At 65.3% G+C, this 26714-nt stretch carries 26 protein-coding genes; 5 read left to right on the top strand and 21 right to left on the bottom strand.

What is annotated here, in order from left to right:
* Window positions 1–130 precede the first annotated feature (130 nt).
* The 5 genes from OC550_RS14330 to OC550_RS14350 all read left to right on the top strand — a co-directional run bounded on the left by OC550_RS14330 (window position 131) and on the right by OC550_RS14350 (window position 5353).
* Complete coding sequence (locus tag OC550_RS14330; protein WP_262106572.1) at window positions 131–1714, top strand: GMC family oxidoreductase; 1584 nt, start codon at window positions 131–133, stop codon at window positions 1712–1714.
* Window positions 1715–1732: 18 nt separating this feature from the next.
* The gene (locus tag OC550_RS14335) at window positions 1733–2179 is read left to right on the top strand and encodes a nuclear transport factor 2 family protein (protein WP_262106573.1); all 447 of its coding nucleotides are present in this window, start codon (window positions 1733–1735) and stop codon (window positions 2177–2179) included.
* 133 nt (window positions 2180–2312) lie between these two features.
* Window positions 2313–2750, top strand: a complete 438-nt coding sequence (locus tag OC550_RS14340) for a nuclear transport factor 2 family protein (RefSeq protein WP_262106574.1) — start codon at window positions 2313–2315, stop codon at window positions 2748–2750.
* A 54-nt stretch (window positions 2751–2804) separates the two neighbouring features.
* The gene (locus tag OC550_RS14345) at window positions 2805–3758 is read left to right on the top strand and encodes an alpha/beta hydrolase (RefSeq protein ID WP_262106575.1); all 954 of its coding nucleotides are present in this window, start codon (window positions 2805–2807) and stop codon (window positions 3756–3758) included.
* Window positions 3755–5353 (top strand): NAD(P)/FAD-dependent oxidoreductase, encoded by a 1599-nt coding sequence (locus OC550_RS14350; protein WP_262106576.1) that lies wholly within the window; start codon window positions 3755–3757, stop codon window positions 5351–5353. The genes OC550_RS14345 and OC550_RS14350 overlap by 4 nt, the downstream gene beginning before the upstream one ends.
* 227 nt (window positions 5354–5580) lie before the next feature.
* Here the strand turns inward: OC550_RS14350 and OC550_RS14355 are convergent, their stop codons facing one another.
* The 21 genes from OC550_RS14355 to OC550_RS14455 all read right to left on the bottom strand — a co-directional run bounded on the left by OC550_RS14355 (window position 5581) and on the right by OC550_RS14455 (window position 26704).
* Window positions 5581–7068 (bottom strand): aldehyde dehydrogenase family protein, encoded by a 1488-nt coding sequence (locus OC550_RS14355; RefSeq protein ID WP_262106577.1) that lies wholly within the window; start codon window positions 7066–7068, stop codon window positions 5581–5583.
* On the bottom strand, window positions 7065–7538 hold the full coding sequence (locus OC550_RS14360) for a MaoC family dehydratase (RefSeq protein WP_262106578.1): 474 nt from the start codon (window positions 7536–7538) through the stop codon (window positions 7065–7067). The genes OC550_RS14355 and OC550_RS14360 overlap by 4 nt, the downstream gene beginning before the upstream one ends.
* Window positions 7535–8425, bottom strand: coding sequence for a CoA ester lyase (locus OC550_RS14365; RefSeq protein ID WP_262106579.1), 891 nt, complete (start codon window positions 8423–8425; stop codon window positions 7535–7537). The genes OC550_RS14360 and OC550_RS14365 overlap by 4 nt, the downstream gene beginning before the upstream one ends.
* Complete coding sequence (locus OC550_RS14370; protein WP_262106580.1) at window positions 8425–9591, bottom strand: acyl-CoA dehydrogenase family protein; 1167 nt, start codon at window positions 9589–9591, stop codon at window positions 8425–8427. The genes OC550_RS14365 and OC550_RS14370 overlap by 1 nt, the downstream gene beginning before the upstream one ends.
* Before the next feature lie 33 nt (window positions 9592–9624).
* Complete coding sequence (locus tag OC550_RS14375) at window positions 9625–11280, bottom strand: AMP-binding protein (protein ID WP_262106581.1); 1656 nt, start codon at window positions 11278–11280, stop codon at window positions 9625–9627.
* 333 nt (window positions 11281–11613) lie between these two features.
* Window positions 11614–12660: an LLM class flavin-dependent oxidoreductase gene (locus tag OC550_RS14380; protein ID WP_262106582.1), complete on the bottom strand. Its 1047-nt coding sequence runs from the start codon at window positions 12658–12660 to the stop codon at window positions 11614–11616.
* 41 nt (window positions 12661–12701) lie between these two features.
* Window positions 12702–13460, bottom strand: coding sequence for an SDR family NAD(P)-dependent oxidoreductase (locus OC550_RS14385; protein ID WP_262106583.1), 759 nt, complete (start codon window positions 13458–13460; stop codon window positions 12702–12704).
* Between the two features lie 190 nt (window positions 13461–13650).
* Window positions 13651–14460: an enoyl-CoA hydratase/isomerase family protein gene (locus tag OC550_RS14390; RefSeq protein WP_262106584.1), complete on the bottom strand. Its 810-nt coding sequence runs from the start codon at window positions 14458–14460 to the stop codon at window positions 13651–13653.
* On the bottom strand, window positions 14457–16037 hold the full coding sequence (locus OC550_RS14395) for an AMP-binding protein (RefSeq protein ID WP_262106585.1): 1581 nt from the start codon (window positions 16035–16037) through the stop codon (window positions 14457–14459). Before OC550_RS14395 ends, OC550_RS14390 begins: the two co-directional genes overlap by 4 nt.
* A 21-nt stretch (window positions 16038–16058) precedes the next feature.
* A complete protein-coding gene (locus tag OC550_RS14400; RefSeq protein ID WP_262106586.1) occupies window positions 16059–16532 on the bottom strand; it encodes a thioesterase family protein in 474 nt (157 codons plus the stop codon).
* A complete protein-coding gene (locus OC550_RS14405) occupies window positions 16529–17026 on the bottom strand; it encodes a MaoC family dehydratase (protein WP_262106587.1) in 498 nt (165 codons plus the stop codon). Before OC550_RS14405 ends, OC550_RS14400 begins: the two co-directional genes overlap by 4 nt.
* On the bottom strand, window positions 17023–17469 hold the full coding sequence (locus OC550_RS14410) for a hypothetical protein (protein WP_262106588.1): 447 nt from the start codon (window positions 17467–17469) through the stop codon (window positions 17023–17025). Before OC550_RS14410 ends, OC550_RS14405 begins: the two co-directional genes overlap by 4 nt.
* Window positions 17470–17498: 29 nt before the next feature.
* Window positions 17499–17975, bottom strand: a complete 477-nt coding sequence (locus tag OC550_RS14415) for a nuclear transport factor 2 family protein (RefSeq protein WP_262106589.1) — start codon at window positions 17973–17975, stop codon at window positions 17499–17501.
* 42 nt (window positions 17976–18017) lie between these two features.
* On the bottom strand, window positions 18018–19181 hold the full coding sequence (locus OC550_RS14420) for an ABC transporter substrate-binding protein (protein WP_262106590.1): 1164 nt from the start codon (window positions 19179–19181) through the stop codon (window positions 18018–18020).
* 53 nt (window positions 19182–19234) lie between these two features.
* Window positions 19235–19951, bottom strand: coding sequence for an ABC transporter ATP-binding protein (locus OC550_RS14425; RefSeq protein WP_262106591.1), 717 nt, complete (start codon window positions 19949–19951; stop codon window positions 19235–19237).
* Window positions 19944–20681 (bottom strand): ABC transporter ATP-binding protein, encoded by a 738-nt coding sequence (locus tag OC550_RS14430; RefSeq protein WP_262106592.1) that lies wholly within the window; start codon window positions 20679–20681, stop codon window positions 19944–19946. The genes OC550_RS14425 and OC550_RS14430 overlap by 8 nt, the downstream gene beginning before the upstream one ends.
* Before the next feature lie 32 nt (window positions 20682–20713).
* The gene (locus tag OC550_RS14435) at window positions 20714–21673 is read right to left on the bottom strand and encodes a branched-chain amino acid ABC transporter permease (protein ID WP_262106593.1); all 960 of its coding nucleotides are present in this window, start codon (window positions 21671–21673) and stop codon (window positions 20714–20716) included.
* Entirely contained in the window at window positions 21670–22557 is an 888-nt protein-coding gene (locus OC550_RS14440; protein ID WP_262106594.1) for a branched-chain amino acid ABC transporter permease, read from the bottom strand. The genes OC550_RS14435 and OC550_RS14440 overlap by 4 nt, the downstream gene beginning before the upstream one ends.
* An 80-nt stretch (window positions 22558–22637) precedes the next feature.
* Entirely contained in the window at window positions 22638–23807 is a 1170-nt protein-coding gene (locus OC550_RS14445) for an ABC transporter substrate-binding protein (RefSeq protein ID WP_262106595.1), read from the bottom strand.
* A 97-nt stretch (window positions 23808–23904) separates the two neighbouring features.
* The gene (locus OC550_RS14450; RefSeq protein WP_262106596.1) at window positions 23905–25641 is read right to left on the bottom strand and encodes an FAD-dependent oxidoreductase; all 1737 of its coding nucleotides are present in this window, start codon (window positions 25639–25641) and stop codon (window positions 23905–23907) included.
* Window positions 25642–26197: 556 nt separating this feature from the next.
* Window positions 26198–26704 (bottom strand): pyridoxamine 5'-phosphate oxidase family protein, encoded by a 507-nt coding sequence (locus OC550_RS14455; protein ID WP_262106598.1) that lies wholly within the window; start codon window positions 26702–26704, stop codon window positions 26198–26200.
* Between the last annotated feature and the right edge of the window lie 10 nt (window positions 26705–26714).

Here is a 26714-nt window from a genome sequence, read left to right on the forward strand (position 1 = left end):
GTCCCCATCCATACGGTGTGAATCATGCGCCTGGATTGACTACACGTATACGTGCTGCGTCTGGGGCCAGGAGCATCAGAGTGCGCACTATTCCAAGAGAAATTCCACTACTCGGCTGGGAGATACACCCATGGCTAAAACGACAGTGATCATTGGGGCAGGAAGCGGCGGCGGTGCGTTAGCAGCGCGTCTGACCGAGGACAAGGACCAGAATGTCATTCTGGTAGAAGCAGGTCCGGACTATGCGGAACTGGCGCTGGTGCCGGACGACGTCCGCGACGCCGGCGAGATGAGCGTGGAGAAGCATGACTGGGGCCTGAAGGCCTACTTCCTTGAGCCGCAGGACGCACGCGAGGCAATGCCTTACCCCCGCGGACGAATCGTCGGCGGATCCTCGGCGGTGAACGCCGCGATCGCTGAACGGGCCACGCGGGAGGATCTGGACACCTGGGTTGCCGCGGGCAACCCGGAATGGTCCTACGAAAAGACGCTGCCGTACTTCATGCGCTTGGAGAATGACCTGGACTTCCCGGACGCCCCGGGACACGGCTCGTCGGGTCCTATCCCGATCAAGCGGCACTTTGACGACAACTGGCCCGCCGCCACCCATGCCTTCGCCCAGGCATGCGCGGACCGGGGCTTCTCCCGTTCGGACGACGCCAACGCCGATTCCGCTACCGGCTTCGGCCCGACCCCCCGGAACCTGATCGGCGAGGAGGAGCTGCGTGCCAGTTCACTGCTGACGTATCTAGCCGAGGCCCGTAAGCGCCCCAATCTGACCATCCGGCCCGACACCCTGGCCCGGCGGGTTGTCTTCGAGGGGACCACGGCCGTCGGCGTCGAGGTTGAGCATGACGGCAGGATAGAGGTGATCTCCGCGGACCGCGTGGTCCTCGCCGGCGGTGCCATGCACAGCCCGCATCTGATGATGCTCTCCGGCATTGGCCCCCGCGATATCCTGGAGCGCCACGGCATTGAACCGGTCATCGTCAACGAGGCGGTCGGCCGGAACTTCCAGGACCATCCCTTCGCCCCGATGGTCGCGCTGCTGAAGGAGAAGACGGACCGGAACGGTGTCCGTGCGCGCCTGAAGTACAGCACCGGCACGGACGATCTGGTGGACGACATGATGATTTTCGCTGCCGTCCTGGATCCGTCGACCATGAACATCCCTGCCGACACCAAGGGCCGCAAGGCCCTGATGATGAACAACCTGCTGGCCAAGCCCCGCTCGGTCGGCTGGATCACCCTGTCATCGCCGGATCCGAAGGTGCAGCCCGAGCTGCACGTGAACTTCCTCTCCCACCCCAGCGACATCGAGCGGCTGAAAGGGTCGCTGCGCCTGTCCTGGGACATGATCACTTCGTCGCCGCTGGCGGACGAAATCCAGGAGATCTGTTTCCTGGACGCTGAGACGGTCGCCGACGATGCCAAGCTCGAGGCCTATATCCGCGCGTTCGCCTCCACCTCACTGCACGCCGCGGGCACCTGCCGGATGGGACCGGCAGGCGATCCCACCGCCGTCGTCGATCAGCATCTGGCCGTGCACGGCGCGCAGAACCTCTGGATTGCCGATGCGTCGGTCATGGTCAACGTGACCACCGGCCTGACCAACCTCACCGCCTACATGATCGGCGAACGGCTGGCCGAATGGCTCAAGAACGGCACGGACGCCCCCTCGGACGAGACCGAACTCGTCTCGGTGGCTCCTTAATCAGGAAGCGGGGAAACCATGACAGCAGCAGAAACAACGACGGCGGCGCGGAGCGTGGAGACGCACGTGGAAGCGATCCGCCGCCTGACCCACGAATACTCGTGGGCCGTGGACAATTCCAGGCTCGACGACATTGTGGCCCTCTTTACCGAGGACGCGGAGTGGGATGTCACGGCTTTCGGCATGGATACAGTGCGGGGGGCGGATGCGATCCGCGCTTTCTACGCCGGCCTGATCGAAAACACCACGCACCGCTGCCACCTGGCGCTGAACCATCTAATCGACGTCGACGGCGATACCGCCGTCGCCCGGGTCTATATTCATGCGTTCGTCACCATGCCCGACGGCAGGCGGGACGAATCCCTGGGCTACTACTCGGACAACTACATCCGGACCGGACAGGGCTGGAAGTTCCAGCGGCGCGCAGCCTATCCGCTGCTGCCCGCGCCGCCGGCACCGGTGTAGCCAAGGCCCGGACACAACCGGGCCGGACATGCCGCGGGGTTTCCCCCGGGCGGGAAACCCCGCGGCACCAGCAATAAACCGATGGGCCTGGACAGCGAACGCTGCGCCGGACCCGAAAGATAAGGGAGCAGACATGTCCGCAGTACAGACACCCGAAACGACCGTCGACGTAGACGTCGAGCAAATCCGCCGCCTGGTCCACGAATACTGCCGGGCGATCGACACCTTCCAGCTCTCCGGCGTGGTCGGAACCTTCACCGACGACGCGATCTGGGACATGAGCGCACTGGGGGCCCCGAAGGCCAGCGGCATCGACCAGGTAAGGGCTTCATTCGGTGCCCTGATCGATAACCTCACGGCCTGCTGCCACTTCACGACGAACCATCTGGTCGACGTCGACGGCGATACCGCCACGGGAACGGTCTACTGCCATGCCTTCGCCGACGGCATCGACGGCAGCCGGGTGGAAAACCTGATCCTGTATACGGACGGCTACACCCGGACGGCGGACGGCTGGAAGTTCCAGCGCCGCACCGTCACTCCGCTGATGCCCGCGGCCGCCGCCGGATAACCCGTCTCCGCACCAGCCTTACCTGCCATACAACTCAATGAAGAGGAACTAACCATGGCACTTGACAACGCAACTCTGGCCTTCCTGGCCGCCGCGGCCGAAGCCGCGGGCCCGGACGCGAAACCGATGTGGCACCTCGAACCTGCCGACGCGCGCGCGGTTTCAGCAGGCATGACACCGATGTTCGGCACCGGCCCCGACATGAATTCCACCCAGGAGCACCTGCTCACCGGCATAGACGGCGGACAGTTCGCCGTCCGCGTCCACATCCCGGTCGAGAACCCGGCAGGCGTGTTCGTCTATCTCCACGGCGGTGGGTGGGTCCTCAGCGACATCGACGCCTTCGATACCCTGGGCCGGCAACTGGCCGCCAAGTCCGGCTGCGCGGTGGTCCTGGTCAACTACCGCAAGGCCCCCGAATCCCGTTTTCCCATCGCCGTCGAGGATTCCTGGACCGCGCTGCAGTGGGCCGCCAGCCACCTCGAGGAGATCGCCGGTGCGCAGGTGCCGCTCTTCGTCGGCGGCGACAGCGCCGGCGGCAACCTGTCCGCCGTCATGGCCCTGCGGGCGCGCGACAACAACGGCCCGCAGTTGGCCAAGCAGATCCTCGTCTACCCGGTCGCGGATGCGGACTTCAGCCGCGGCTCCTACCTGGAGGATGAGAACCAGACGCTGCTGACCACGGAATTCATGCAGTGGTTCTGGGACCACTACGTGCCCAATCCCGAGGACCGAGGGCACCATGAGGCCTCGCCGCTGCGCGCCGAAAGCCTCGAAGGCGTGGCCCCGGCGCTAGTGATCACCAGTGCGCACGATGTGCTGCGCGACGAAGGCGAGGCCTACGCCCAGCGCCTGCGGGAAGCCGGCGTCCCCACCGAGCACCGGCGCTGGGAGGGCCAGATGCACGGCTTCTTCTCCATGGTCAACGTCCTGCCCGCGGCGGCCGCAGCGATGGACTTTGTCGCGGCCAGAGTCCGCGCCGACCTGAAGCAGGAGGCAACCCGGTGAGCACCACCCGTGAATTCGACGTTGCCATCGTCGGCGCAGGCTTTTCCGGCCTGTACATGCTGCACAAGCTCCGCGGCCAGGGGCTTTCCGCCGTGGTCTTCGAAAAGGGCGACGGCGTCGGCGGCACCTGGTACTGGAACCGCTACCCGGGCGCGCGCTGCGATGTGGAGAGCCCTCACTATTCCTACGCATTCTCCCCCGAGCTGGAGCAGGAATGGGAGTGGACCGAGCGTTATCCCTCCCAGCCGGAAATCATGTCCTACCTCAATCATGTCGCGGACCGCTTCGGCCTGCGCGACGGCATTGAGCTGGAAACCGAGGTCACCGCGGCGGCTTTCGACGACGATACCAACCGGTGGAGCGTCAGCACGGACCGGGGCGAAACGGTGAGCGCGAAATATGTGGTGATGGCGACGGGGTGCCTTTCCGCCGGGCGCATTCCGGAATTCGACGGGCTGGAATCGTTCGCAGGGGAGATCTACCACACCGGCTCCTGGCCGCACGATGGCGTCGACTTCACCGGCAAGCGCGTGGGCGTGATCGGCACCGGTTCCTCCGGCATCCAGGCCATTCCAGAGATCGCGAGGCAGGCGAAGCAGCTGACTGTCTTCCAGCGCACCGCCAGCTTCAGCGTCCCTGCAAGGAACGCGCCGCTTGACCAGAAGGAATGGAAGGAGATCAAGGCGAACTACCGCCACCTGCGGGAACTTGCCCGGCATTCGGCAACCGGCCTGCCCTTCACCGGCGGAACGACGTCGGCCCTGGAGGCCACGCCTGAGGAGCGCAAGGCCAACTACGAGGCCCACTGGGGGCTCGGCGGCTTTAGGATTGGTGCGGCCTACAGCGACCTGATCCTGAACAAGGAAGCCAACGACACGCTGGCGGAGTTCATCCACTCCAAGATCGACGAGCAGGTGAAGGATCCGGAAACCGCGGAACTGCTCAAGGCCCGCGATTACCCGGTGTCCACCAAGAGGATCTGCGTGGACACCGACTATTACGCGACCTTCAACCGCGACAACGTCTCGCTGGTGGACGTACGCAGCGCGCCCATTGTGGGCCTGAGCGAACACGGCCTGAAAACCGAAGACGGCGAATATGAATTCGACGTGATCGTCTTCGCCACCGGTTTCGATGCTATGACCGGATCCATGCTGAGGGTCGACATCACAGGTTCGGGCGGCCTCTCGCTGCGGGACAAGTGGGCCGCGGGTCCCCGCACCTACCTGGGCCTGTCCATCGCGGGGTTCCCCAATCTGTTCTCCGTGGCCGGGGCCGGCTCACCGTCCGTGCTGACCAACATGGTCACGGCCATCGAACAGCACGTGGAATGGATCAGCGACCACATCGCCTACCTCGAGGAGCGCGGTCTCAGCCGGTCCGAGGCCTCTCCGGAGGCGGAGGACCGATGGGTGGACCACGTGAACGAGGTCGCAGGGATGACGCTCTTCAACCAGGCCAACTCTTGGTACCTCGGCGCCAATGTGCCCGCCAAGACGCGAGTGTTCATGCCCTACGCCGGCGGCCTCGGAGCCTACCGTGCCAGATGCGATGAGGTTGCCTCGTCGGATTATGAAGGCTTCACGCTGAGCTAGACGTCAGCCCGGCTCTGCGAGAGCCGCGGAACTGCTCCTCGGAAGTTGGACTGGACAATTCAGTTCCGGCAAACGGGGAGCAGTTTCGTGTGCTCAACTCGTCCGCGCTACGAGGCCCAGCGGGCTGCGTGGAGCGCTGGCGGCCCGGCGCCGTTACGCTCCCCTACAGCAGCAAGAAAGTCCGGCGGCCGATAACGGCCGCCGGACTCCTTACTCTGTGGCGCTGCCTATACGCGCCACTGGATGTGCTTGGTTTCCAGGTATTCCCGGATACCCCATTCGCCTAGTTCGCGGCCGACGCCCGAGCGGCCGTAGCCGCCGAACGGGGCATCGGGACGCATGGCGCCGCCGCCGTTGATCCACACAGTGCCAGCGCGGATCTGCTCTGCCACCCGGCGGCCCTCGGCCAGGTCCTCGCCGCACCACACGTTCGCCGCCAGCCCGTAGGGGGTGTCGTTGGCCAGCCTGACCGCTTCTTCGGTGTCTTTGAACGGCACGATTACTGCGACCGGGCCGAAGATTTCCTCCTGCACGGCGCGCGCGCTGTGCGGCAGTCCGCCGAGCAGCACTGGATTGACGAACCAGCCCTTCTCCGGCAGCGGCTTCTTGACCTCGAGGAGCTTTCGGCCGCCTTCGGCCACCGATCCATCGATAAACCCCCGGACCCGGGCCTGGTGGTCAGGGCGGATCATCGGGCCGACGTTCGTGGCCCGGTCCCAAGGATCGCCCACGACCATCTGGTCGAACGCAGAGGCACCTGCCTCGAGGAATTCGTCGTGCAGCGCCTCGTGCACCAGAATGCGAGCCAGCGCCGCGCAGCCCTGGCCGCCGTTGCGCGCCCAGCGCAGGTGCATTTCGACGGCGATCTGCTGCACGTCGACGCCGGGGAGGACTAGCGTGGGAGACTTTCCGCCCAGTTCCAGCGTGACGTCGGTGAGGTTGACGGCGGCCTGGGCCATGATCTTGGCACCGACCCCGTCGGATCCGGTGAAGGAGACCTTGTCCACCCCCGGATGCGAGGACAGCTGCTGGCCGACGTCGACTCCGCCGATGATGACGTTCATGACACCGTCCGGCAGGCCCGCCTCGCGGATCAGGTCGCCCATGAACAGGGTGGTGAGAGGAGTGCGCGGCGATGGCAGCAGCACCACTGTGCAGCCGGCAGCCAATGCGGCACCGAACTTGAAGACGGCCAGGTTAAGGGGGTAGTTGTAGCCGGTAATGGCTGCCACCACGCCGACCGGCTGGTGGACAACGTCGCTCATCGTCGGGTGCGGCTTGTCATAGCTGCCCAGGTGCTGGATGCGCTCCTGCTTCGCGGCCTCGGCGGCCCAGCGCAGATGCTCGTCGACGGCCATCTTGACCTGCAGGTATTCAGCCAGCGCAATGGGGGTGCCGACCTCGTTGATGATGGAGGGCAGCAGGCGGTCCGCCGCGGCTTCGAGCACGTCTGCCAGCCGGTGGATGTGGCGGGAACGCTCCTCGCCGCTGAGGGCGGCCCAGGCCGGGAAGGCGGCGCGGGCCGCGGCGACGGCGTCGTCGACCTGCCGGCTGGAGGCGCCGGCGACAGTGCCGATGACCGCTTCGGTGGCCGGGTTGAAGACGTCCCAGCTCTCGCCCTCGGGCTGTACCTCGGCGCCGCCGACCAGGAAGGTGCGGGTTTCGGGCACCCAGTCCTTGAGCGGATGCTGCTCGGTTTCGATGCTCAGCGTCATGCTACTACTCCTTCCTTGGGCCGCCTGGCCATAAGACCGACGCGAACCATGTCGCAGACGACCTGGTCGCGCTGGTTCAGGCCGAGATGCTTGAACCAGACGATGCCCGAATCGTCGCGGGACTTCGACTCGCGCTTCTTGAGAATTGTGGTCTCCGCCCGGAGGGTGTCCCCGTGGAACACCGGGTTCGGGAACTTGACGGAGTCGTACCCGAGGTTCCCCAGGGTGGTGCCCATCGTCAGCTCCGGCACGTGGAAGGCGCCGATCAGGGCGACCGTGAAGAGGCTGTTGAGCACCCGCTGTCCGTGAATCGTCGTCTTGGCGTATTCCTCGTCCAGGTGCAGCGGTGCCACGTTCATCGTCAAGGAAGTGAACATGACATTGTCCATCTCCGTGATGGTCCGGGTCAGGGCGTGCTTGTAGTGCGCGCCTTCCTCGAATTCCTCGAACCACAGTCCGCGCATCGTCATTTGTTTCCTCCACTGGTGATCTGTGCCGCGCGGTCGAGCCACTCCACGGCTTTGTCGTAATGTGCTTTGTCGATGTGCAGCCCCCGGTACCGCAGGGCCCCGGCGCCGTCGGCCGCCGCGGACTCGTAGGCTTTGACCATGCCCTCGTAGAAGGCGATGTCGTCAGCCGACGGGGAGAACACGGAGTTGACCGTGGCGACGTGCTTCGGGTGGATCGCGATCATGCCGCGGAAGCCGAGCTGCCGGCCGCGGACGGCGAACTCGCGCAGTCCGTCGAGGTTCTCGAGGTCCTCCCAGAGACCCGTCAGGGCATGGATGCCGGCCTCGCGGCAGGCGAGGAGGACCCGGCTGCGCAGGTACAGGGTCTCAAGGCCTTCCGGGGTCCACTCGTATCCGACGGCGCGCGCGATGTCGGCGTGCTCGGCGCTCGGGCCGATCATCGCTCCGACGCGGGGCGAGGCGAGGGCCACTTCGCGGCAGTTCTGGATCGCCTGGACGGTTTCGACCGGGACGATGTACTCCAGTCCGGCGACTCCGTTGCGTTCCTCGAAGTGGTCTAGCAGGGCGTCGTACTGCAGGACGTCCGCGGCCTGCTCGATCTTCGGGGCGAAGATGCCCGTTAGGCCAGGCACCACGACCGCCTCGAGGTCGCCGCCCGTCAGCCGGGTGGCCAGCGGATTAACCCGGACAAAGAGTCCGACGTCGGGGTTGGTCTCCCGGACCCGGCGGATGGATTCGGCCACGAGGGCCCGTGCCCCGGCCTTTTCGGCTGCCGGCACGGAGTCCTCGAGGTCCAGTACCACGCAGTCCGCGCCGGCGCCGACCGCCTTCTCCACCCAGTTGGGGCGATGGCCCGGAACGAAGAGGATGGAGCGGTAGGCGCGCATCAGTAGCTCCTCGGCAGCTCGAGCACATGCTCGGAGAAATAGTTCAGCACCATCTCCTGGCTGATTGGCGCGATTCGCATCAACCGGGCCTCGCGGAAGTACCGTTCCACATGGAACTCCTTGCCGTACCCGAAGCCGCCGTGCACCTGGAGCGCGACATCGGCAGCGAAGAAGCCGGCCTCCGCGCACAGGTACTTGGCTGCATTGGCCTCGCGGCCGCAGGGAATGCCGTTGTCCACCATCCAGGCCGCCTTCTGCACCACTGCCTCGGCGGCGTCCAGCTTGATCTGGGCCTCGGCCAGCTGGAAGGCGATTCCCTGGTTCTTGCCGATGGGACGGCCGAAGACCTCGCGCTCGTTGGCGTAGCGGACGCCGCGGCGCAGGGCCGCCTTGCCGATGCCCAGGGCTGCGTTCGCAGAGATGACGCGCTCGGCGTTCAGTCCCCCCAGGATCGCCCGGAAGCCGTGGCCTACCTCGCCGACGACGTCCTCGTCGGCGACGAAGAGCTCATCGATGAACAGTTCGTTGGTGTCGACCGCGTTGCGTCCCATCTTCGGAATCGGGCGGATGGAGACGTGCTTCGGGTCCATTTCGGCGAAGAACAGCGTCATGCCTGCGGTGCGCTTGCCATTGGGGTCCCGGGGGCTGGTGCGGGCGAGGATGAGCATCCGCTCGGCCTCCTGCGCCTTGGTGATCCAGACCTTCTGGCCCGAGATCAGATACCCGCCGTCCACCTTCTTGGCGAAGGTGGAGATGTTGGTGGTGTCAGTTCCCGCGTCCGGCTCGGTGACGGCGAATGAGGTGTGCAGTTCGCCGGTCACCACGCGCTTGAGGAATCGGTCCTTCAGGTCCTTGCTGCCGTGGTGGATGATCGGCTCGAAGCCGAAGATGCCGATGTGGACGGCGCTGCAGCCACCCATGCCGGCTCCCGAGGCGGCGATTTCCTGCTCCACGATGGCCGCCTCGGTGACGCCGAGCCCGCCTCCGCCGTATTCCTCCGGAATCGTCAGTCCCAGCCAGCCACCGTCGGCCACCGCGTTGTAGAACTCCCAAGGGAATTCCTTGGATTCGTCGTGCTCCATCCAGTATTCGTCCGGGAAGCTCTTGCACAGGTCCCTGACGGAGGACCTGATGTCGTCGTGCAGGGGGTTAGGGCTAAGGTCCATGGGTTTTCTCTTTTCTCGTAAGAGGGGCGGCCTTCAGGAAACGGTTACTGCCTGGCGGTCGAAAGTGTTCGCATCGATGGGTTCCGTGCGCAGGACCGCCTTGCGGATCTTCTGCGAGGGGGTCTTGGGCAGCTCGTCGACGACGCGCAGGTAGCGAGGAATGGCGAATGCGGGGATCCGGCCCTCGCACCAGGCGAGGATATCTGCCGGTGCGACGTCCTCAATGACGACGACGACGGCCAGGACTTCGTCCTCCCCCGCCTCGACATCTGCCGGGACGCCGACGACGGCGCACTCGACGACCGCGGGATGCCCCATGACTGCTGCTTCGATCTCGTACGAGCTGATGTTTTCCCCGCGGCGGCGCAAGGCATCCTTGTAGCGGTCGACGAAGTAGAACCAGCCGTCCTCGTCCTGGCGGAGGGCGTCGCCGGTGTGGAACCACAGGTTGCGCCATGCCTCGAGTGTCTTTTCCGGCATTCCGTAGTAGCCGTTGCTGCACGTCCAAGGCTGGACGGGGCGCACCACGAGCTCGCCGACCTCGCCGACCGGGACTTCCCGGTCCGTGTCCGGATCTACGAGGCGGATGTCGAACCATTCGGAGGCAGCCAGGCCCGCGGCACCCGCCGGCCTGGGTAACCCGTACGGGGACAGGATCGGGGCGCAGGTCTCGGTCAAGCCGAAGGCGTCGACGAACGCCTCGATCCCATAGCGCTCCTTGAACTGCTCCACGATCGTGCTGGCTGTCGGCGCCGCGTAGACGGCGCGGAGGACGTTATCCCTGTCGTTCTCGCGGGGCGGCTGCTTCCACGCGAAGTCCATCATGACCCCGACGAAGTTGGTGACGGTTACGCCGGAGTCGCGGACGTGGTCGATCCAACGGCTGGCGCTGAACTTGGGCCGAATGACGGCACGCCCCCCGGCGATGATGACCGGATAGACGGCCATGAACTGGGCGTTGCCATGGAACAGCGGCGTCGTCGTCAGATAGGTGTCCGCGTCCGTCAAACGGGTAAGGCAGACCACTTCCTGCGCGAAGAAGTAGAGCTGCGAGTGCGGCATCGAGACGCCCTTGGAAGGGCCGGTCGTGCCGGACGTGAAGAAGATGGCACCCAGGTCCTGGGAACGCGGCGGCGCCATGTCCAGCACCGGCCCCTGTTCCAGGTCCTCCCACGGCGCGGCGTCCCAGCCGTTAGAGCGCAGCAGGTCCAGGGCCGCATCGAGCAGCCCGGTGCCGGTGTCGATCACCCAGAAGCGCTCGATGCTGCGCGCGTGCCGGGCAATGGCTACGAACCGCGGCGCGAATGTATCGTCGATGACCGCGAAGCGCGCCCCGACGACGTTGAGCTGGTGGCGCAGGAACTCGCCCTCGTAGTTGGTGTTGATCGGCACCTCCACGAAGTTGCCCACGGCGGCGCCCCACCAGGAACGCACCAACTGTGAGGAGTTCATGGCCATGATGGCCACCCGATCCCCGGCATTGCCGCCCGCGGTGATCCAGGTGCCGGCGATGTGCTCTGCGCTGGCGAGCGCCTCGGCGTACGTCCAGCGGGCGTCCTCCACCGGCGCGTCCAGGCACACGGCGTCCGGACGCACGGACGCGTGATGACGTAGGACCCGGTCAAGCGTCCAGGTCTCAGGGTCCGGGAACGTCGGAACGAGATCTGTGTAGACCTGCCGCTTGCTCATCGATTGCCTCCATACATCGAATCTTCCTTGAACTCCATGCGCGGGATACCGGATTTTCCGGCGGCGTCCGAAGCGCGAAGCCACTCTACGAAGTGTTATCCAGCTAACAATTCAGAACCGTAGCACCGACTCCCGGTCCCTGACAATGATGCGACTAGATTATGTCGGGGCCCAGCCAGGAGCGCACCGGACCTGCTGCGTGCAGCAAAAAGGGACCGGGAGACAGTCGATCCTGTCACCCGGCCCCTTACTTGAGGCACCGCCCAGCCGGCGTTGCCCCCGCGGGGGCAACGCCGGTACCGCAGACGCTGTTCCCGCGCGCCGCAGCAGGGGTTATCGTGCGCCCACTGCGCCCATCGCCTTCTCGAACGAAGTGCTCTCAAGCCCTGCCAGGGGCTTGACCACCTCGTCGCCTACCTTCTTGAGGTACGCCGCCGTCTGCTCGGCGTCCATTCCCGGCCAGTGCGGGCGGATCAGGAGCGGGCCGATCGGCAGCCGGGCGGCAATGTCACTGATCTGGTTGCGCACATCCTCGGCCGAGCCCAGGAGGACGTGGTCGCGTATCGTATCCACGAAACCGTCGCGGACCGCTTCGTCGGACAGCAGGTCCATCCCCCGATCCGCATAGGCCTCGTACTTCACGCGGGCAACAGCGGCGAAGTTGTTCACTGCGTCGTCGAAGTCGCGGCCGATCATCAGCTCACGGCGCAACGGCAGCTTGTTCAGCGGCAGGCCCGCAGCCACGCGCTCGTCGACGTAGATGCGGATGAGTTCCTCCACCTGGTCGACCGTCTGCTGCGGGGTGATTGTCCAGACATCGCCCAGCCGGGCTGCGCGGCGCACCCCGTTCTCCTTCATCGCACCCAGCCAGATCGGCGGCCGCGGATCCTGGAGCGGCCGAATGTGCGTTGGGGCGTCCTCGATGTTCCAGAACTTGCCGTGATGAGTCACCCGTTCCTGGGTCCAGAGCTTGGTCATCACCTCGATGAGCTCGTCAAGAAGCTGGTATCGCTGCTTGAAAGGCACGCCCATCGTCTCGTACTCCGCGGGCAGGTACCCGGTGCCGATCCCGACGACGAGGCGGCCTCGGGTGATGATGTCGAGCGTAGCGAGCTCCTCCGCCAGGATCACCGGGTGGTGAACCGGCCCCACCAGGACGGTAGTTCCCAGGCGGACGTCGTCGTCAAGCTCGGCGGCCAGGCGGCTGAGCAGCGGAATCGGCTGCAGCCAGCGAAAGCCGTCGTAGAGGAAATGCTGTCCGATGGTCAGGTACTTGAACCCCGCCTCCTGCGCCGCCTCTATCTTGCGCAGCATGAGGTCAAGATGTTCGGTCGGCGAAGATTCGACCGGCTGGTCCCCCATGAGGATGCCGAACTCCATGATGATCTCCTTGCTCTCCTGCCCCGAAAAGGGGCACTGGTCTACTTGGCGGTGAGCCCGCCGTCGACCGGGATGGTGATTCCGGTGACGTAGCTGGACAGGTCGCTGGCCAGGAACAGGGCCACGCCCGCAATTTCCTCCGGCTGCGACGCACGTCCCAGCGGGATCTGCGCGAAGAAGGCCTTCTTACGCTCCTCGACCTCTTCGGGAGAGGCGCGGAAGAAGCCGGGGAGGCCCGGAGTTTCCACGGAGCCGGGCGCGATGGCGTTCACGCGGATTTTGTCTGCGGCGAAGGCCAGCGCCAGGGAACGCACGAGCGCGATCAATCCGCCCTTGGTGAAGGAATACAAGGGGCTAAACGGCGATCCAACCAGGCCAGAGCTGGAGCTCTTGAAGATTACGGATGCACCATCGGCGGCCTTGAGCAGATCGGTCAGGTAGTGGGTGAGGTAGAAGCTGGCGCGCGCATTGATCTCGATCAAGGCGTCCCACTCCTCCTCGGTAAGGTCCAGGCCGGCGGCCCCGGGGATGCCGACGTTGTTGTACAGGACATGGAGGACTCCGTGGTCCTTCTCCACCTGCTTGGCGACGCCCTTTAAGGCTTCCAGGTCGCGGACATCCGCGACGATCCCTGTGGCCTGCCCGCCCTTTTCGCGGATCCCGTCCACTACGGCCTTCGTGGCTTCCTCATCCCGGTCGACGACGTAGACGAACGCGCCCTGCTCGGCAAAACGCTCGGCGCCCGCCTTGCCCATCCCGGAGGCACCAGCAGTGACCAACGCGACCTTGTTCTGCAGCATAATTATCCTTCTTCGATGCTCGGATGAATCGTCAGCGGGAGGCACCGGGTTCGCAGCAGAACTGCTCTCGCCACCCCTCAGCTATTTATAATCATCATTATTACTGATGCTCCGCCAGTCTTCAAGAGGTTTCCTCACCGCGTCACAATGGACACTCCCGCGGGCACCCCTCGGTCACGCGCGCTTACCGTCACAAGGATGGGCTCGTGTCCAATTCCGTCCTGCTGCGCCCCCGATCCCGGCCGGAGCGCTGGCGGAAAGCGGTGACGGCCTCCGCGTGTTGAGCCGTGCCGAACAAGAGGGCCGTCGCCTCGACGGACTCGCTAAAACCGGCTGTGGTGTGCCGCTTGATAAACGCCTTGCCCACTTGGACCGCGAGGAGCGGCTTGGCTGCTATCTCCCCGGCAAGGCCGAGGGCATGCTCCAACAGTTCGCCGTCGGGATGCACTTCCTGGACCAGGCCGCAGGCCCGTGCCTGGCACGGATCGATATCCCGGCCCGTGAGCGCCATGTAGCTGGTCCATTGGGGGCCGATTACCTGCGGACCCCGGACGATCCCGAAGCCGGGCTGGAGTCCGACGTCGACTTCCTTGAAGGAGAACCTGGCCGATTCCCCGGCGAGCACCATGTCGCAGGCCAACGCCAGCTCCGTCCCTCCTCCATAGGCCAGGCCGTTCACGGCGGCGATGACGGGAACTGCGCAACGTTCCACGGAGTGGAAGGCGTCGTAAACCCGCCGCAGGTGTGGCCGCACCCGGTCCGCGTCGCCGTCCAGGTCGTGGAACATGTCGATGTCTCCGCCGGCGGAGAATGCGCGACCCTCACCTGTGAGAACGACGGCGCGGACGTCGTCGTCCACTCCGAAGCTTCCCATCACCGTGGTCAGCTCCCGGAACCAGAGCTGGTCCATCGCATTCAACTTCTCCGGTCGCGACATGCGCAACTCGACCACGTTCGGGGAGCGCCTGATGATCCTGAATCGCTGCAGCGGCTCGTTCATCGCGCCGTCGCCTGGCTGTCCCAGGTATCGTCGGTAACTCCCTCGGCACGCAGCCGGTATTTCTCCACCCGCTGACTGGGGGTCATGGGCAGGGAGTCGACGAACCTGACGAAGCGTGGCACGGCGAAGGAGGTGAGCGTTCCCCGGCAATGGTCCATGAGCCCGGCAGGGTCGAGGGTCCGGCCTTCCCTGGGCACAACGGCGACCATCACTTCTTCTTCGCTGAGCGCCGACGGCACGCCATAGGCGGCCACTTGGGCGACGTCCGGATGATCGCCGACCACGCGCTCGATCTCCCAGGACGAGATGTTCTCCCCGCGCCGGCGGATCGAGTCCTTGACGCGATCTACGAAGGTGAGGAAGCCCTCGTCGTCAAGATGCCCGCGGTCTCCGGTGTGGAACCACAGGTTGCGCCAGCTGCTAGCGGTTGCTTCGGGCATGCGGTGGTAGCCGTCGAACATCCACCCGGGTTTCTTTGGACGGACCACGATCTCGCCCGTCGTTCCGGTGGGCACAGGTTCATCGAGGGCATCGACGACGGCCACCTGGTAGTTCTCCGACTCGTTGCCTGCGGTCCCGATTTTCCGATCCCACGGTGGCATGTCGGTAACGATCGAAACTTCGGTGCTGCCGTAGATCTCCGTGAGGCGGACTCCGAATCGGCGTTCGAAGTCGGCGAAGATCTCCGGCGGGCACGGTGCGCCGAAGCCGAGACGGACGGGGTTGTCGGCGTCGTCGTCCCGGGGTGGCTGCTTGTGCAGAATGCTCATCATCGCACCCTGGTAGTTGAAGGCGGTGATGCCGTGCCCGCGGCAGATGTCCCAGAACCCGCTGGCAGAGAACTTGCGGTGCATGACGAGGTCCGCACCAACCTCGATCGCCGCCATGACGCTGCAGTAACGCGCGTTGCTGTGGTACAGCGGAAAGACGGAGTACAGCCGATCGTCCGCCGTGTACTCGAGCAGCCTCGTGGTGTGCCGGGCAAGGTTGATGTTGGCGCGATGGCTGAGCAGCACGCCCTTCGGGGGCCCGGTGGTTCCGGAAGTGTAGAGGATCACCGCCGCCGATGCCGGATCGACCTCGGGCGCCGGTTCATCGGGGTGGGCCAGGAGGTCGTCGAACGTCAGCCGGCTGACGTCCGCCGCGGCTGTCGGTGTCCTGCCACCGGCCACAACCAGGTGCCGGACCGAGCCGAGGCCCCGAATCAACCTTCCAACCGCTGCTTCGAGCTCGGCATCGCACACCACCACCGCAGCGCCGGACTGCTCGATGCAGTACCGCAGCAGTTCGGATCCGCCCGTCGGGTTGAGCGGAACCTCCACGAGGCCGGCCTTCGCGAGGCCGAACCATGCTTGCAGGGCCTCGAGGCCAGCGGACATGACCACGCACACCCGGTCGCCGGGCGCCAATCCCAGCGAACGGAAACCTGCTGCAACGCGGCCCGTTGCGGTGTCGAGGTCGGCGACCGAGGTGGCGCACCCCTCGATCTCGATGGTGGCCAGAGGATGCCGGCGGGCGGCGTCATTGAGCCAGTGGCCGATAGACAACTGTTGCTGCCCAAGTGCTGTGCGTGACATACGGTCCCTTTCTGTCCGGACTCAGCGCCGAGCCGTGCCGTCCTGCCGAGGTGGCAGGGTCGATAGTACGGCGGCAAGGCGGCCGGGGACCGGAGTCTTTTCCCACTCGGGGTTGCGGCAGGCGAACGCCATGTGGCCACGCGTGACGAGGACCCCGTCACGCGTGAAGTCGAAGCCGAGCGTGTAGGAACTCGCCCCAAGGCGGTCCAGCATGAGCTGGCACGACAGGCGGTCGAAGACCCGGGCCGGCTGCTCGTAGGTCGCCCCCGAGCTCGCTCCGACTGTCACGATGCCCAGATCCTCCAGCATCTGACCGCTGCGGATGCCGTGCGCGTGCAGCCAGGTGCTGTAGGTGCGTTCCATCCAGCGGTAATAGATGGCGAAGTACGCGATGCCGACGACGTCGCAGTCGCCGTACGCGAGCTGGAATGCCAGCCGCCCCTCAGCAATCTCCTTTGCGCCGGTATCTTCCAGCGCACCCATCGTCGTAGTCATGGTTTGTTCCCCTCTTCGGTGCGAATAGCGTCCGCAGCCACCATCGCCGTCTCGACGGCGACGGTCGCCGTACCCCGCAGCACCGCCCGTCCGCCAACGATAGATAGCTCGACGTCGCATTCGGCCAGGTATCCGCTAAGGCCCTCCGACGCTCGAAGGGCCGTGACGACACCGGTCGCCCTGACCCGGTCACCGGCGGCAACATTGGCAAGGAAGCGCACGCGAAACCGCCGCAGGCAGTCGTGTGATCCGGTGAAGGCGGCGAGCATGTTCATGACGTAGCCCATGTTGAGCGGGCCTTGATTCACCGGCCGGTCCCCCAGCCCGAGCGCCTGGACGGCGCGGACATCGAAGTGGATCGGATTCGGATCCTGCAACAGCGCCGCCGTGGTCTTCATCTTCTCGACGCTGGTGACGACTTCCAGGGGCGGGAGCTGCATTCCGACACAAATGTCAGATGCGGCTGGGGCCGGACGGACCTGCATGCCGCTCATGCTCCACGCCGAGGGAAGACAATTGAGTTCCGGCAGGTCGCTGCATGGCCGCCATCGGTCTCGTCATGCAGCTCCAGCTGGTATTCGACCAGGTCGAACAGGCCGGCAGTGCGGCCACGCTTTCGCATGACGGAAACGATGCCCCCGCTCACTTTGTAGCTACGATTCATCCGCACCGGCCGATGCAACTCGGTCTCGTGCTCGCCGATCATCGGGCCGTCCTCCGCCGTGGCTTCGAACCAGGCGAAGAGTTCGTCCCAGGTGATGCCCATGCCGGCGGTAGCGGCAAGCCAGGCATGCAGCGGGTGGGCGATGGCATCTTCCGGCCGGTCTGCCGTCGCGTCGGCAAGCAGCCACGCGCGGTAGGGCTCGACCGTGTAGACCCCTCCCGGAAACCGGCGTCCGACCTGGGCCCTGATGCTCTCAGGCAGCTCGACGGGCACGGCCGCACTTGCCCGTGTACCCGTCCTCATCAAGACCGGGGCATCGGCGCGAAAGAACTGGCGTTGAGCGGGGCAAGCATGTCCTCGCCGACCAGGGCGATGCGCGTCACCCGGATGCGCTTGGCGGTGAAGACCCAGGTGCCGTCCCGTTCCGCGATTTCGTCGTCGTAGCGGCCCCAGGTGAAGCGTGCTCCGTCCGGATGCGTCGTGATGGCCAGGAAGCGCGATGCCACGGCCAGCGATCCGTCGTCCAATTCGGTGGCCGACAGATTGGTGGTCATATGCTGGCTCTCCTGCACATCGGATTGCGCAAAATCCCGGTATAGGTCCAGGAACGCCTCGCGGCCCGCCCGGGGTGACCCGTCGGCACTTCGAACCAGAACGATGCCCGGATGCGCGATGGCCGCCAGCCCCTCCAAGTCCTTGGCGTCGACCATGCGGGTGTAGGTGGTCAGTAATTGATGGGCACGGAAGTGGTGAAGCATGGCTACCGAGTTGTCTGTCACGTCGGACGCTCCTATCGATATATGCCCCCTGGATACGCGGCGCTAGTCTGAGATGATGGCTTCCTGGGTGCCGTCCCACCGGGCCAGTACACCAGGGACCCGCATGTCGTTGCCTTCGAAGGTAATTTCGCCCATGGCCCCCGTGAACCCTTCCCCGGCAACCTGCTCGAGGCCGTCGCGGATTCCTTCCCGGGACGAGTCGCCGCTGGCTTTGATCGCGCGGGCAATCCACCAGACCGCGTCGTAGCCTTCCGCCGCATAAGTCTTCGGCAGCTCGCCGAATTCCTGCTCATAGGACTCGGTGAATTTCTTTGCGTGCTGGTCCCTTTGGGCAGCGGAGAAATCAACCGGGTACACCATGTCGACAGCATGCTGCCCCGCCTGGGCCGCGTTGCCACCGGCGTTGTTGGTGTTTCCAACGAACTGCCCCTCGTAGCCGGCCTGGCGCAGCTGCGTCATGGCGGTCACCGATTGGGAGGATAAGAGCAACACCACAATCGCATCCGGATTCTTCTGCGCGACTTCCTGTGCAGGCGACGTGAAGTCCTGGGTCGTCGTCTGCACCGGGATGCTCTCCACGATGTTCAGGCCCTCCGCCTCCGCCATCGCAGGGAAATGGGTCTCAGCGAGTTCGGCGAGCGTCGGATAGGTCGAGTTGTACAACACCGCGACATCGGTGAGTCCCTCTTTGCGCAGGAACTCGGCGGCATGCCCGTAGAAGGTGTGCATGGGCGCCGTTGCGCGGAAGGTATAGTCGCCGATCACTACACCGTCGGAGGCCGACTGGGTGAAGACGACGGGAACCTTCTGCGCTTCCACGACGGGGGCAACGGCAGCCGACTGCTGCCCTTGGACTGGACCCAGGATCACGCTGACGTCCTGGTCGGAGAGGGCCCGGGTCGCCTCAGCTGCTGCACGCTCGATCGCACCTGCGCTATCGATCTCGTCGAGGACAAGCGACTTCCCTTCGCCGAGGAATTCCTGCCCGTTGATCTCCTTCACCGCGAGTTCAGCGCCCCGTGCTGCTCCGACTCCAGCGTAGGCGACAGGTCCCGTGAGGTCGCGTACGCCGACCATCTTGATCTCGTCCGCGATCCCTGGTTCGGCGGCTTCGCTCGTCGGGGACGCGCCACACCCGGCGAAGGCCAGCATAGCCGGCACGATCAGCAGGGCCCCTGTCTTCCTGCAGGTCGAGGTCCAGTCCATTTGTTGCTCCTGTCTTGCTCAAATGAGTCTTCGTCAGCCGCAGCGCGGCGTGGTCATGCGCCGAGCGCGGCTTCACCCAGGAAGGCGTGCACCAGCGCTGTGTCCGTCTGCGCTTCTTCCGCTGTGCCGGTCCACACCACCTCCCCGCGCTGCACCAGCACGACGTCGTCCGCAACCGCCAAGGCGGCGTCGGCATTCTGCTCCACCATGAAGACCGCGATCCCGGTGTCCGCGATCCCGCGGACACGGGACATGACCCGGTCCACCATCCCCGGCGCCAGGCCCATGGATGGCTCGTCGAGGAGCACCACCTTCGGCTGCGACATCATGGCGCGTCCGAAGGCCAGCATTTGCTGCTCCCCACCGCTGAGCAGGCCGCCGGGCATGGCCTTCCGCTCCAAGAGGATGGGGAACTTCTCGTAGATCCCGGCGACGGTGTGCTGCGCGTCCGAACGGCTCACGGCGTATGCGCCCATGCGTAGGTTCTCCTCGACCGTGAGCGATGCGAAGATGCGGCGCCCCTCCGGCACCATGACCACGCCCTGCCGGACCTGCCGGTGCGCCGACTGTCCCAGGATCTCCTTCCCGTCCAGCTTCACCGAGCCGCTCCGGGCCTTCAGCAGGCCGTGGATGGCACGCAGCGACGTCGTCTTTCCGGCGCCATTCGAACCGAGGACTAGGGTGACGCGACCGGCCGACGCGGACATCGAAACACCGCGTACCGCGTTCACCGAGCCGTAGCTCACGTGCAGATCGTTGACCTCAAGCATGCTTGCTCGCCTGCTTTCCTAGATACGCTTCCTGGACCGCGGGGTTGCGCACGACTTCGCGCGGGTCCCCTTCCACGATCAGTCTTCCGAAGTTCATCGCGAGGAGGCTGTCGCAGGTGTCCACCATCATCTGCACGTCGTGTTCCACGATGAGTTGGGTGAGCCCCTCCGCCCGCAGGGACGACATGAGGGTTGAGACCTCCTCCTTCTCGGCGCGGCCCATGCCGGCCGTGGGCTCGTCGAGGAGCAGGAGCTTTGGTTCCATTGCTATGGCGCGGGCAATCTCCACGCGGCGACGGTTCCCGTAGGACAGCTCGTCTGGCCTGAACTTCGCCAGATGGTCACATCCGGTGCGCACCATGGCCTGTTCGGCCCGCTCTTGTGCCAACTGGCGGGCAGCCCTGCCTCTTGCGGTCAGCGAGTCGGTGCCGAGCAGGACGTTCTCCAGCACGCTTCGCTCCTCGAGGAGGCGCACGGTCTGGAAGGTCCGCGCGATGCCACGATGGGGCACCGAGTGCGGGTGGTCACCGGCGTAGTCCTCCCCGAGAAACTTCAGCGTTCCCCGGGTCAGGGGGACGTGCCGCGTGATCGCACCCACGAGAGTGCTCTTTCCCGAGCCGTTGGGGCCCAGTATGCCGGTGATCTTGCCCTCCGGAAGCCCGAAAGTCAGACCGTCTACGGCTTTCACGCCACCGAAGTGCACAGCGACGTCGTCGGCTTCGAAAATCATTTGCGGTCCAGCGCTTTCATTCTGCGGGCGGTTCACAATTTTCCTCCTTGGGGGGACGCCAGGCTGCGCTCCGGCTCGGGGTCGCTGGATTCGTCGTCGGGCATCATCACGGCGTCCGACGACGGCGGCGCGGGAGGCGTGGTCCGGCGCCGCGACCGCCAGCGGTGAATCAGGTCCTTGGCCAGGCCAAGGACACCTCTCGGGAGGAAGATCGCCGCCAAAGCGACGAGGAAGCCGTAGATGATCGACTCCCACTCGGCTACGACGCTCAGGACCGTCGGCAGCCAGGTGATGACGATGGCTCCGATGAGGGCCCCAAGCCACGAGCTTGACCCGCCGATGATGATGACGGTCAGCGCCATGACGACCATGTGGAAATTGATCTCGGCGGGCGTGATCGTGGAGCGCAGTAGAGTGGTCACAGCACCTGCCAGGCCTCCGATCAGGCCGCTGGCCAGGAAGACCAGCTTCCGGTACCGGGTGACGTTGATGCCCAGGGCGGACGCGAGTTCGGGGTCCTCCCGCACGGTATCGATCTTTCGTCCGAACCGCCCGCGTTCGAAGATGGCCAAGCCTGCGATGACGAGTGCCAGCAACAAGAAGACCTGCAGATTAGTGATGCCGCCGAGGGCTCCGAAGATCCCCGAGGCCCCTCCGGTGAGGCTGCCGCCGTTGGTCGCGACCACCGCGACAATCAGCGTGAACGCGACAGTCGCCATGCCTAGGTAGAGCCCGGACAGCTTGTGGATGATGAGGCCCAGCAGGTAGCACAGGATGCCGGCGAGCAGGGTCCCGAGGGCCACGGCGGTCCAGGTATCCACGTCGAATTTCGCGTAGAGGATGGCCGCCGTGTAACCGCCGATCCCGAAACAGCCCACGCCGGCGAAGGAGAAGACCCCCATCCGCAGCGGGAGCTGGATACTGAGGGCCAGCAGCAGTGTTGTCATCGTCGCCTGGAGGACGATGGCGTTCGTGGTGTACCAAGCGATCATGTCCGACGCACCTCCTGGCGTCCGAAGATGCCCTGCGGTCGAACCAACAGGACGATAAAGATGAGTCCGAAGGAGACGGCATCCACCCAGGTCCCCAGGTTCGCCGCGAAGATCAGCGTCTCGGCCCCAGCCAGGACGAAGGCGCCGAGGATGACACCCGCCATTGATCCGAGGCCGCCAAGGACGATCATCGCGAAGGCCTTGATGAGGAGTTGGTCGCCGGTCGCAACACCCATCGCCTGCAGCTGGAAGACCTGAAGGGCGCCAGCCAGCCCGGCAAGTCCACCTGCGATCGTCATCGTCCCGATGGCCATGACCGTACGGTTGACACCCATGAGCGACGCGGTCTCGGAATCGACCCCGATGGCGCGCAGGCCAAGGCCTCGGCGCGATGCGCGGAGCCACAGGGTCAGTGCCACGGCGATACCGACTCCGGCGATGATGACGATCAGCGACGTGTTCGTCATGCGCAGCCCCATGAACTCATAGACCTCGGAGCTGTACGTGGAGTTGGCGAAGCCGAAGGGAGCGGAGGCAGTAGCCCGGTCCACGATCGCGATCGGGATGGCGGCGACGCCGATGCCGCCGATTAAGACCCGTAATTCGGCGGACCGGTGATTCGTCGATCTCTTGAGGATCTGCTCGAAGGCCAGCCACTGGGTGAGGGCCGACAGCGCGGCGCCGACCAGGACGGAGATCAGGATGAGCATCGGCATCGGCATCGCCACGTACTCCGAAACGAAGTGCGCGCTGAACGCCGAGAAAACGAAGATGGCCCCATGCGCGAAGTTCAGGATGCCGATGGTGCTCCACGCCAGAGCCATGCCCAGGGCGAACAGCAGATAAATGGACCCGAGGGTCAGGGTGTTGAGCAGCTCTTGCACGCCGCCGTCCTTTCAATTCGACTGTGGTGTCGATTCCTGGGCGCGGTCCGGGCACCTAGTGCCCGGACCGCGCCCTTAAGTCACTCGGTTACGAGCTGCTCCTTGGAGCCGTCCCACTCCACCAGGACGCCATTCACACGGATGTCGTTGCCCTCGAAGGAAAGGTCGCCCATGACGCCCTCGAACCCTTCGGAAGCAACCTGCTTCAGGCCCTTCTGGATCCCCTCGCGGCTGGAGTCGCCGCTGGCTTTGATCGCCCGGGCGAGCCACCACATCGAGTCGTAGCCCTCCGCTGCGTACTGGTCAGGGGCCTTGCCGTACTTCTCCTTGAACCCTTCGATGAACTTGACGGCGAGTTCGCTTTCCTGCGTTGCGGAGAAGTCGACTGGATAGACAAGCCCGGCGGCGTGCCTACCCGCCTGGGCCACGTTGCCCGCGGCCTGGACTGAGGAAGCCACGGTTTGGCCCTCATACCCCGCCTGGCTCAGCTGCGTCAGTGCTGTCACCGACTGTGGCGCGATGAGGAGCATGACGACGGCGTCCGGGTCCTTCGCTGCGATTTCCTGGGCCTGTGCGGTGAAGTCCTGCGTGTTGCTCTGCACCGCATAGCTGGAGGCGATAGTAAGGCCGTGCTCTTCCGCGAGCTTCGGGAACTCCTTCTCGCCAATCTCGGCGAAGGTCGGGAAGGTTGCGTTGTAGAGCACTGCGACGTTGGTCAGGCCCTTGTCTGCAAGGTACTTGGCCGCGATGTCGTAGTAGCTGTACATGGGGGCCGTGCCCCTGAAGGTGTAGTCCCCGATGACCACGCCATCCGAGCCCGCCTGGTTGAAGATCGTTGGCACTTTGGCCTGTTCAACTATCGGTGCCACCGTTGCCGCCTGCTGCCCGGAGACCGGACCGAAGATCGCCTGGACTTCAGGGTCGGCAATGGCGCGGGACACTTCGCTGGAGGCACGCTCGATCGCATTGGCTGTGTCGACCTCTTCGAGCGAGAGCCTGACGTCCTTTCCAAGGAAGTCCTGCTCATCGATCTCCTCCATCGCCAGCTGCATCCCCTTGGAGGCGCCGACACCCGCGTAGGCCACCGGACCAGTGGTGTCGTAGACGCCCTTCAGCTTGATGTCGCTCGCGATTCCGCCGGCGCCGCCCGCGCTCGCTTCGCTGCCGCCGCCGCAGGCAGCGAGCAGGGCGATGCCGGCGAGTGCCGCCGTCGCCTTGAGCAGCCGGCCTCGTGTTCCAGGAACTTCCATGGTCCTACCATCCGTTCTAATGATGAATATGATTTATAGAGATAGTAGCCTGCCCATCCTGGCAGTGGCTACCCCTCAAGGAGCGGGATACGTACGGTCAGCGGACGGCCGAATGCAGCCCCGCGCTAGCCTCGTCCGCGCCGGCCGACAGCTCGTTCGCGACCAGGTAGGCCAGCGTCAGTCCGCGGCCGAGTGCGATGCCGCTGTTGTACCCGGTTCCCGTCGTCGACATCCCGGCCGCAGAGCCCACGGCGTATAGCCCGCCGATTGGGTTACCCTGCCCGTCGAGAGCGTGGCCCTCACCGTCGATGCGTACTCCACTGGAACCGATTCCGGTCCCCACGAACTTCAGTCGGAGCCCATGGAACGGGCCTTGGGCGATCTCACCCAGCACGGGGTTGGGCATGTTCGTCGGATCGCCGGCAAACTTGTTGACGTAAGTCACGGTGCCACGCCCGAAGTCCGGATCCTCGCCCTTCCGGGCGTTCTCACTGAAGCGCTCGGCGGTCCGCGACAGCTGCTCGCCGTCGATGCCGAGCTTCTCCCCCAGCTCCTGGAGGGTCGGCGCAGAAGTCACCCACCCCTCCGGATACTCCCCGCCCGGGGGCGTGGCGGCCAGTCCGTACTTCTGACGATGCTGGTCGTCCCAGATGAGGAAGAAGGGAAGGTGCCGGTCGGCGGGGTTCAGCGTCTTGGCAACGATGTCGACCCAGTAGGAGTCGTTACAGTACCGGCTGCCGGTCTCGTCGACGATCATCGAGTGCGGCATCGCATACTCGGGGCCGTAGCCGTAGCCGGTGCCGACCTGGGAACGCCATCCGGGCAGGATCGGCACAGCCGTCGGCGGAATCTTCGTAATGTCGCCACCCACGGCACGCGCCAGTCGGATTCCATCACCCCGCAGCGTCTCGGGTGCGACGCTGCCAAAGTCCTCCGGATCCATGCCGAGCATCTCGCGGACCAGCTCGGGGTCCCAGTCGTAGGTGCTCGTGGCCAGGACGACCGGTCCGTCGACCTGGACGACGCCGTCGGGCGATTCGGCCCGCACGCCCACCACGGCGCCGGAGGAGTCCGTCAGGAGCTCAACCACGCGGTGCTCGAGCCGGATCTCGATCGACGGTTCAGCGAGCACACGGGCAAGGAAGGAGGCCACGACGCCGGTACCGAACGTCAGGGGATCCCCATCGGCGGCACCGGCCGCGCCGTGGCTGCCATCCGCAAGGCCAAACGCCGGCAGGCCCGCATGCCCATGCTTGGACGGCGCGTCATCCTCCACGTAGCTGGCCCGGCGCCCCTTGCCCAGCATTTCGTCGTAGGTCTGCCCGACCGGGAAGTACGGGCTGTAGCGCAGCCGCTCCCGCCACTCGCCGAGCACGCTGCCATCGATCACCGCGTTGGTGAGGTAGCGGCCCTCCGGCAGGGCACCTTCCGCTTCATTGTGGTAATCGGCTAGCCCCGGAATCATGGCCCACCGAATGGCGCCGACCTCCTCCCAGTACTTCATAGCCTTGGGCGAGGTCTCGATCCAGCGCCGCATGGCCACCTCGTCAAGCACCTCCGGCGCGTCGTGCGCAATGTCGCGGATGTACTGCTCGGTAAGGCCCAGGGAATCCCCGATGCCGTTCCTCTCGGCGACATGGTTGGCACCGGACCACACCTGCCCCCCGGAGTAGGCGGCGGCGCCACCGACCAGATCGGACGCCTCGAGCACGATGGCCCTGCCGCCACGCAGCGCCACCCCCAACGCAGTGGCCAGGCCGGAGAGGCCGGCCCCGACGACTACGACAGGCTCACTACCGTTCGGTAGCGACTTACGGTCCGCATCAACCATCATCGAGCTCCCTTATCTTCGCGTGTGACTTTAGTCACTGATAGATAATATGATTATCAGCAATTAGTCAAGGGTGAAGTTTTTGCCCGGAGACTCCCAACGCTGGTGAGCCGTGTTTTGGGGGTCCGGAACGGACACGGGAGATCGCCGCAGGGATGCTCGGACGGGCACAGCGACATGATCGCCGGGATCTGCCGAAGGCGATGTCCGTGATTGGCGCATGGGCCGCGCTCGTCAGGAATTCGTGCACGTCAGGCGCCCAGCGGGTCGGCAGCCCTCCCCGCATTGACAGTCGCGGGAGCCAATGACGCATGGGTTTAGCTCATGGTCGGAGGACGATCGGGACGAGGCGATGCCGGCAGGGTCGCCGGCCTGCTCCCAGTTCCACGTCGACGGTACGGAACCCTCCCGTTACGTATAAGCGGTGGCAATACCACCCGAGGTTATGAGGTCGCGTGGTATCGCCGACGGAGGCCGGGCAGGCAGACGCGGCCGCAACTCGCTGCCGCGGACACGGTCCTCAGTCGCTCGCTCCGGGTGCACCTTCGACCGGGGCGCATCACGGCTTGCGGGTGGTACCGCCCCGACCGTTTCCCGGCATCTTGTTCGAGTCGTGGCTCACGACCACCGCAGTCGGATGGAACTGGATGACGACCCGCTTCGCACTGTCCAGCAGTCTGATGAAGCTTTCGGGGTCTTCCGGCTGGTGCCTTGCCGCAAACACTTCAAGGAACCTCGCTTTGATGAGGGGGTCGCGGTGAATGATGGCCGTCCCCCGCATGGACAGCATGCGGCGTCCGGGAAGATTGGTGCCTGCGTTGGAGATCACCAGACTGACCCGCGGATCCTTGTCGATGCCGCGTACATGCCCCCGGCCTTCCACGGCCGTAACCCAGAAGGACCCGTCGTATTCGACGTAACTCATGACGACGCCGCTGGCCCACCCGTCTTCGTTCGTGAAAACGAACGTGCATTCGGACTGCGACCTGATCAGCTCGGCCTGGCTGTCCTTGTCCAGGCCGAGGCCCCGCAGGTCTTCGAGGTTGTCTACTCCGGTCTTTGGCATGTCCTGCTCC

It is taken from the genome of Arthrobacter sp. Marseille-P9274 (assembly GCF_946892675.1).
GTDB lineage: Bacteria > Actinomycetota > Actinomycetes > Actinomycetales > Micrococcaceae > Crystallibacter.

Bases quoted from the DNA above. Each gene is read 5' to 3' on its own strand.
- OC550_RS14335 (WP_262106573.1), top strand. From the start codon at position 1,733: ATGACAGCAGCAGAAACAACGACGGCGGCGCGGAGCGTGGAGACGCAC.
- OC550_RS14370 (WP_262106580.1), bottom strand. From the start codon at position 9,591: ATGGACCTTAGCCCTAACCCCCTGCACGACGACATCAGGTCCTCCGTC.
- OC550_RS14375 (WP_262106581.1), bottom strand. From the start codon at position 11,280: ATGAGCAAGCGGCAGGTCTACACAGATCTCGTTCCGACGTTCCCGGAC.
- OC550_RS14405 (WP_262106587.1), bottom strand. From the start codon at position 17,026: ATGAGCGGCATGCAGGTCCGTCCGGCCCCAGCCGCATCTGACATTTGT.
- OC550_RS14450 (WP_262106596.1), bottom strand. From the start codon at position 25,641: ATGATGGTTGATGCGGACCGTAAGTCGCTACCGAACGGTAGTGAGCCT.
- OC550_RS14345 (WP_262106575.1), top strand. From the start codon at position 2,805: ATGGCACTTGACAACGCAACTCTGGCCTTCCTGGCCGCCGCGGCCGAA.
- OC550_RS14330 (WP_262106572.1), top strand. From the start codon at position 131: ATGGCTAAAACGACAGTGATCATTGGGGCAGGAAGCGGCGGCGGTGCG.
- OC550_RS14380 (WP_262106582.1), bottom strand. From the start codon at position 12,660: ATGGAGTTCGGCATCCTCATGGGGGACCAGCCGGTCGAATCTTCGCCG.
- OC550_RS14355 (WP_262106577.1), bottom strand. From the start codon at position 7,068: ATGACGCTGAGCATCGAAACCGAGCAGCATCCGCTCAAGGACTGGGTG.
- OC550_RS14420 (WP_262106590.1), bottom strand. From the start codon at position 19,181: ATGGACTGGACCTCGACCTGCAGGAAGACAGGGGCCCTGCTGATCGTG.
- OC550_RS14390 (WP_262106584.1), bottom strand. From the start codon at position 14,460: ATGAACGAGCCGCTGCAGCGATTCAGGATCATCAGGCGCTCCCCGAAC.
- OC550_RS14455 (WP_262106598.1), bottom strand. From the start codon at position 26,704: ATGCCAAAGACCGGAGTAGACAACCTCGAAGACCTGCGGGGCCTCGGC.
- OC550_RS14400 (WP_262106586.1), bottom strand. From the start codon at position 16,532: ATGACTACGACGATGGGTGCGCTGGAAGATACCGGCGCAAAGGAGATT.
- OC550_RS14395 (WP_262106585.1), bottom strand. From the start codon at position 16,037: ATGTCACGCACAGCACTTGGGCAGCAACAGTTGTCTATCGGCCACTGG.
- OC550_RS14425 (WP_262106591.1), bottom strand. From the start codon at position 19,951: ATGCTTGAGGTCAACGATCTGCACGTGAGCTACGGCTCGGTGAACGCG.
- OC550_RS14340 (WP_262106574.1), top strand. From the start codon at position 2,313: ATGTCCGCAGTACAGACACCCGAAACGACCGTCGACGTAGACGTCGAG.
- OC550_RS14365 (WP_262106579.1), bottom strand. From the start codon at position 8,425: ATGCGCGCCTACCGCTCCATCCTCTTCGTTCCGGGCCATCGCCCCAAC.
- OC550_RS14435 (WP_262106593.1), bottom strand. From the start codon at position 21,673: ATGATCGCTTGGTACACCACGAACGCCATCGTCCTCCAGGCGACGATG.
- OC550_RS14360 (WP_262106578.1), bottom strand. From the start codon at position 7,538: ATGACGATGCGCGGACTGTGGTTCGAGGAATTCGAGGAAGGCGCGCAC.
- OC550_RS14385 (WP_262106583.1), bottom strand. From the start codon at position 13,460: ATGCTGCAGAACAAGGTCGCGTTGGTCACTGCTGGTGCCTCCGGGATG.
- OC550_RS14430 (WP_262106592.1), bottom strand. From the start codon at position 20,681: ATGATTTTCGAAGCCGACGACGTCGCTGTGCACTTCGGTGGCGTGAAA.
- OC550_RS14445 (WP_262106595.1), bottom strand. From the start codon at position 23,807: ATGGAAGTTCCTGGAACACGAGGCCGGCTGCTCAAGGCGACGGCGGCA.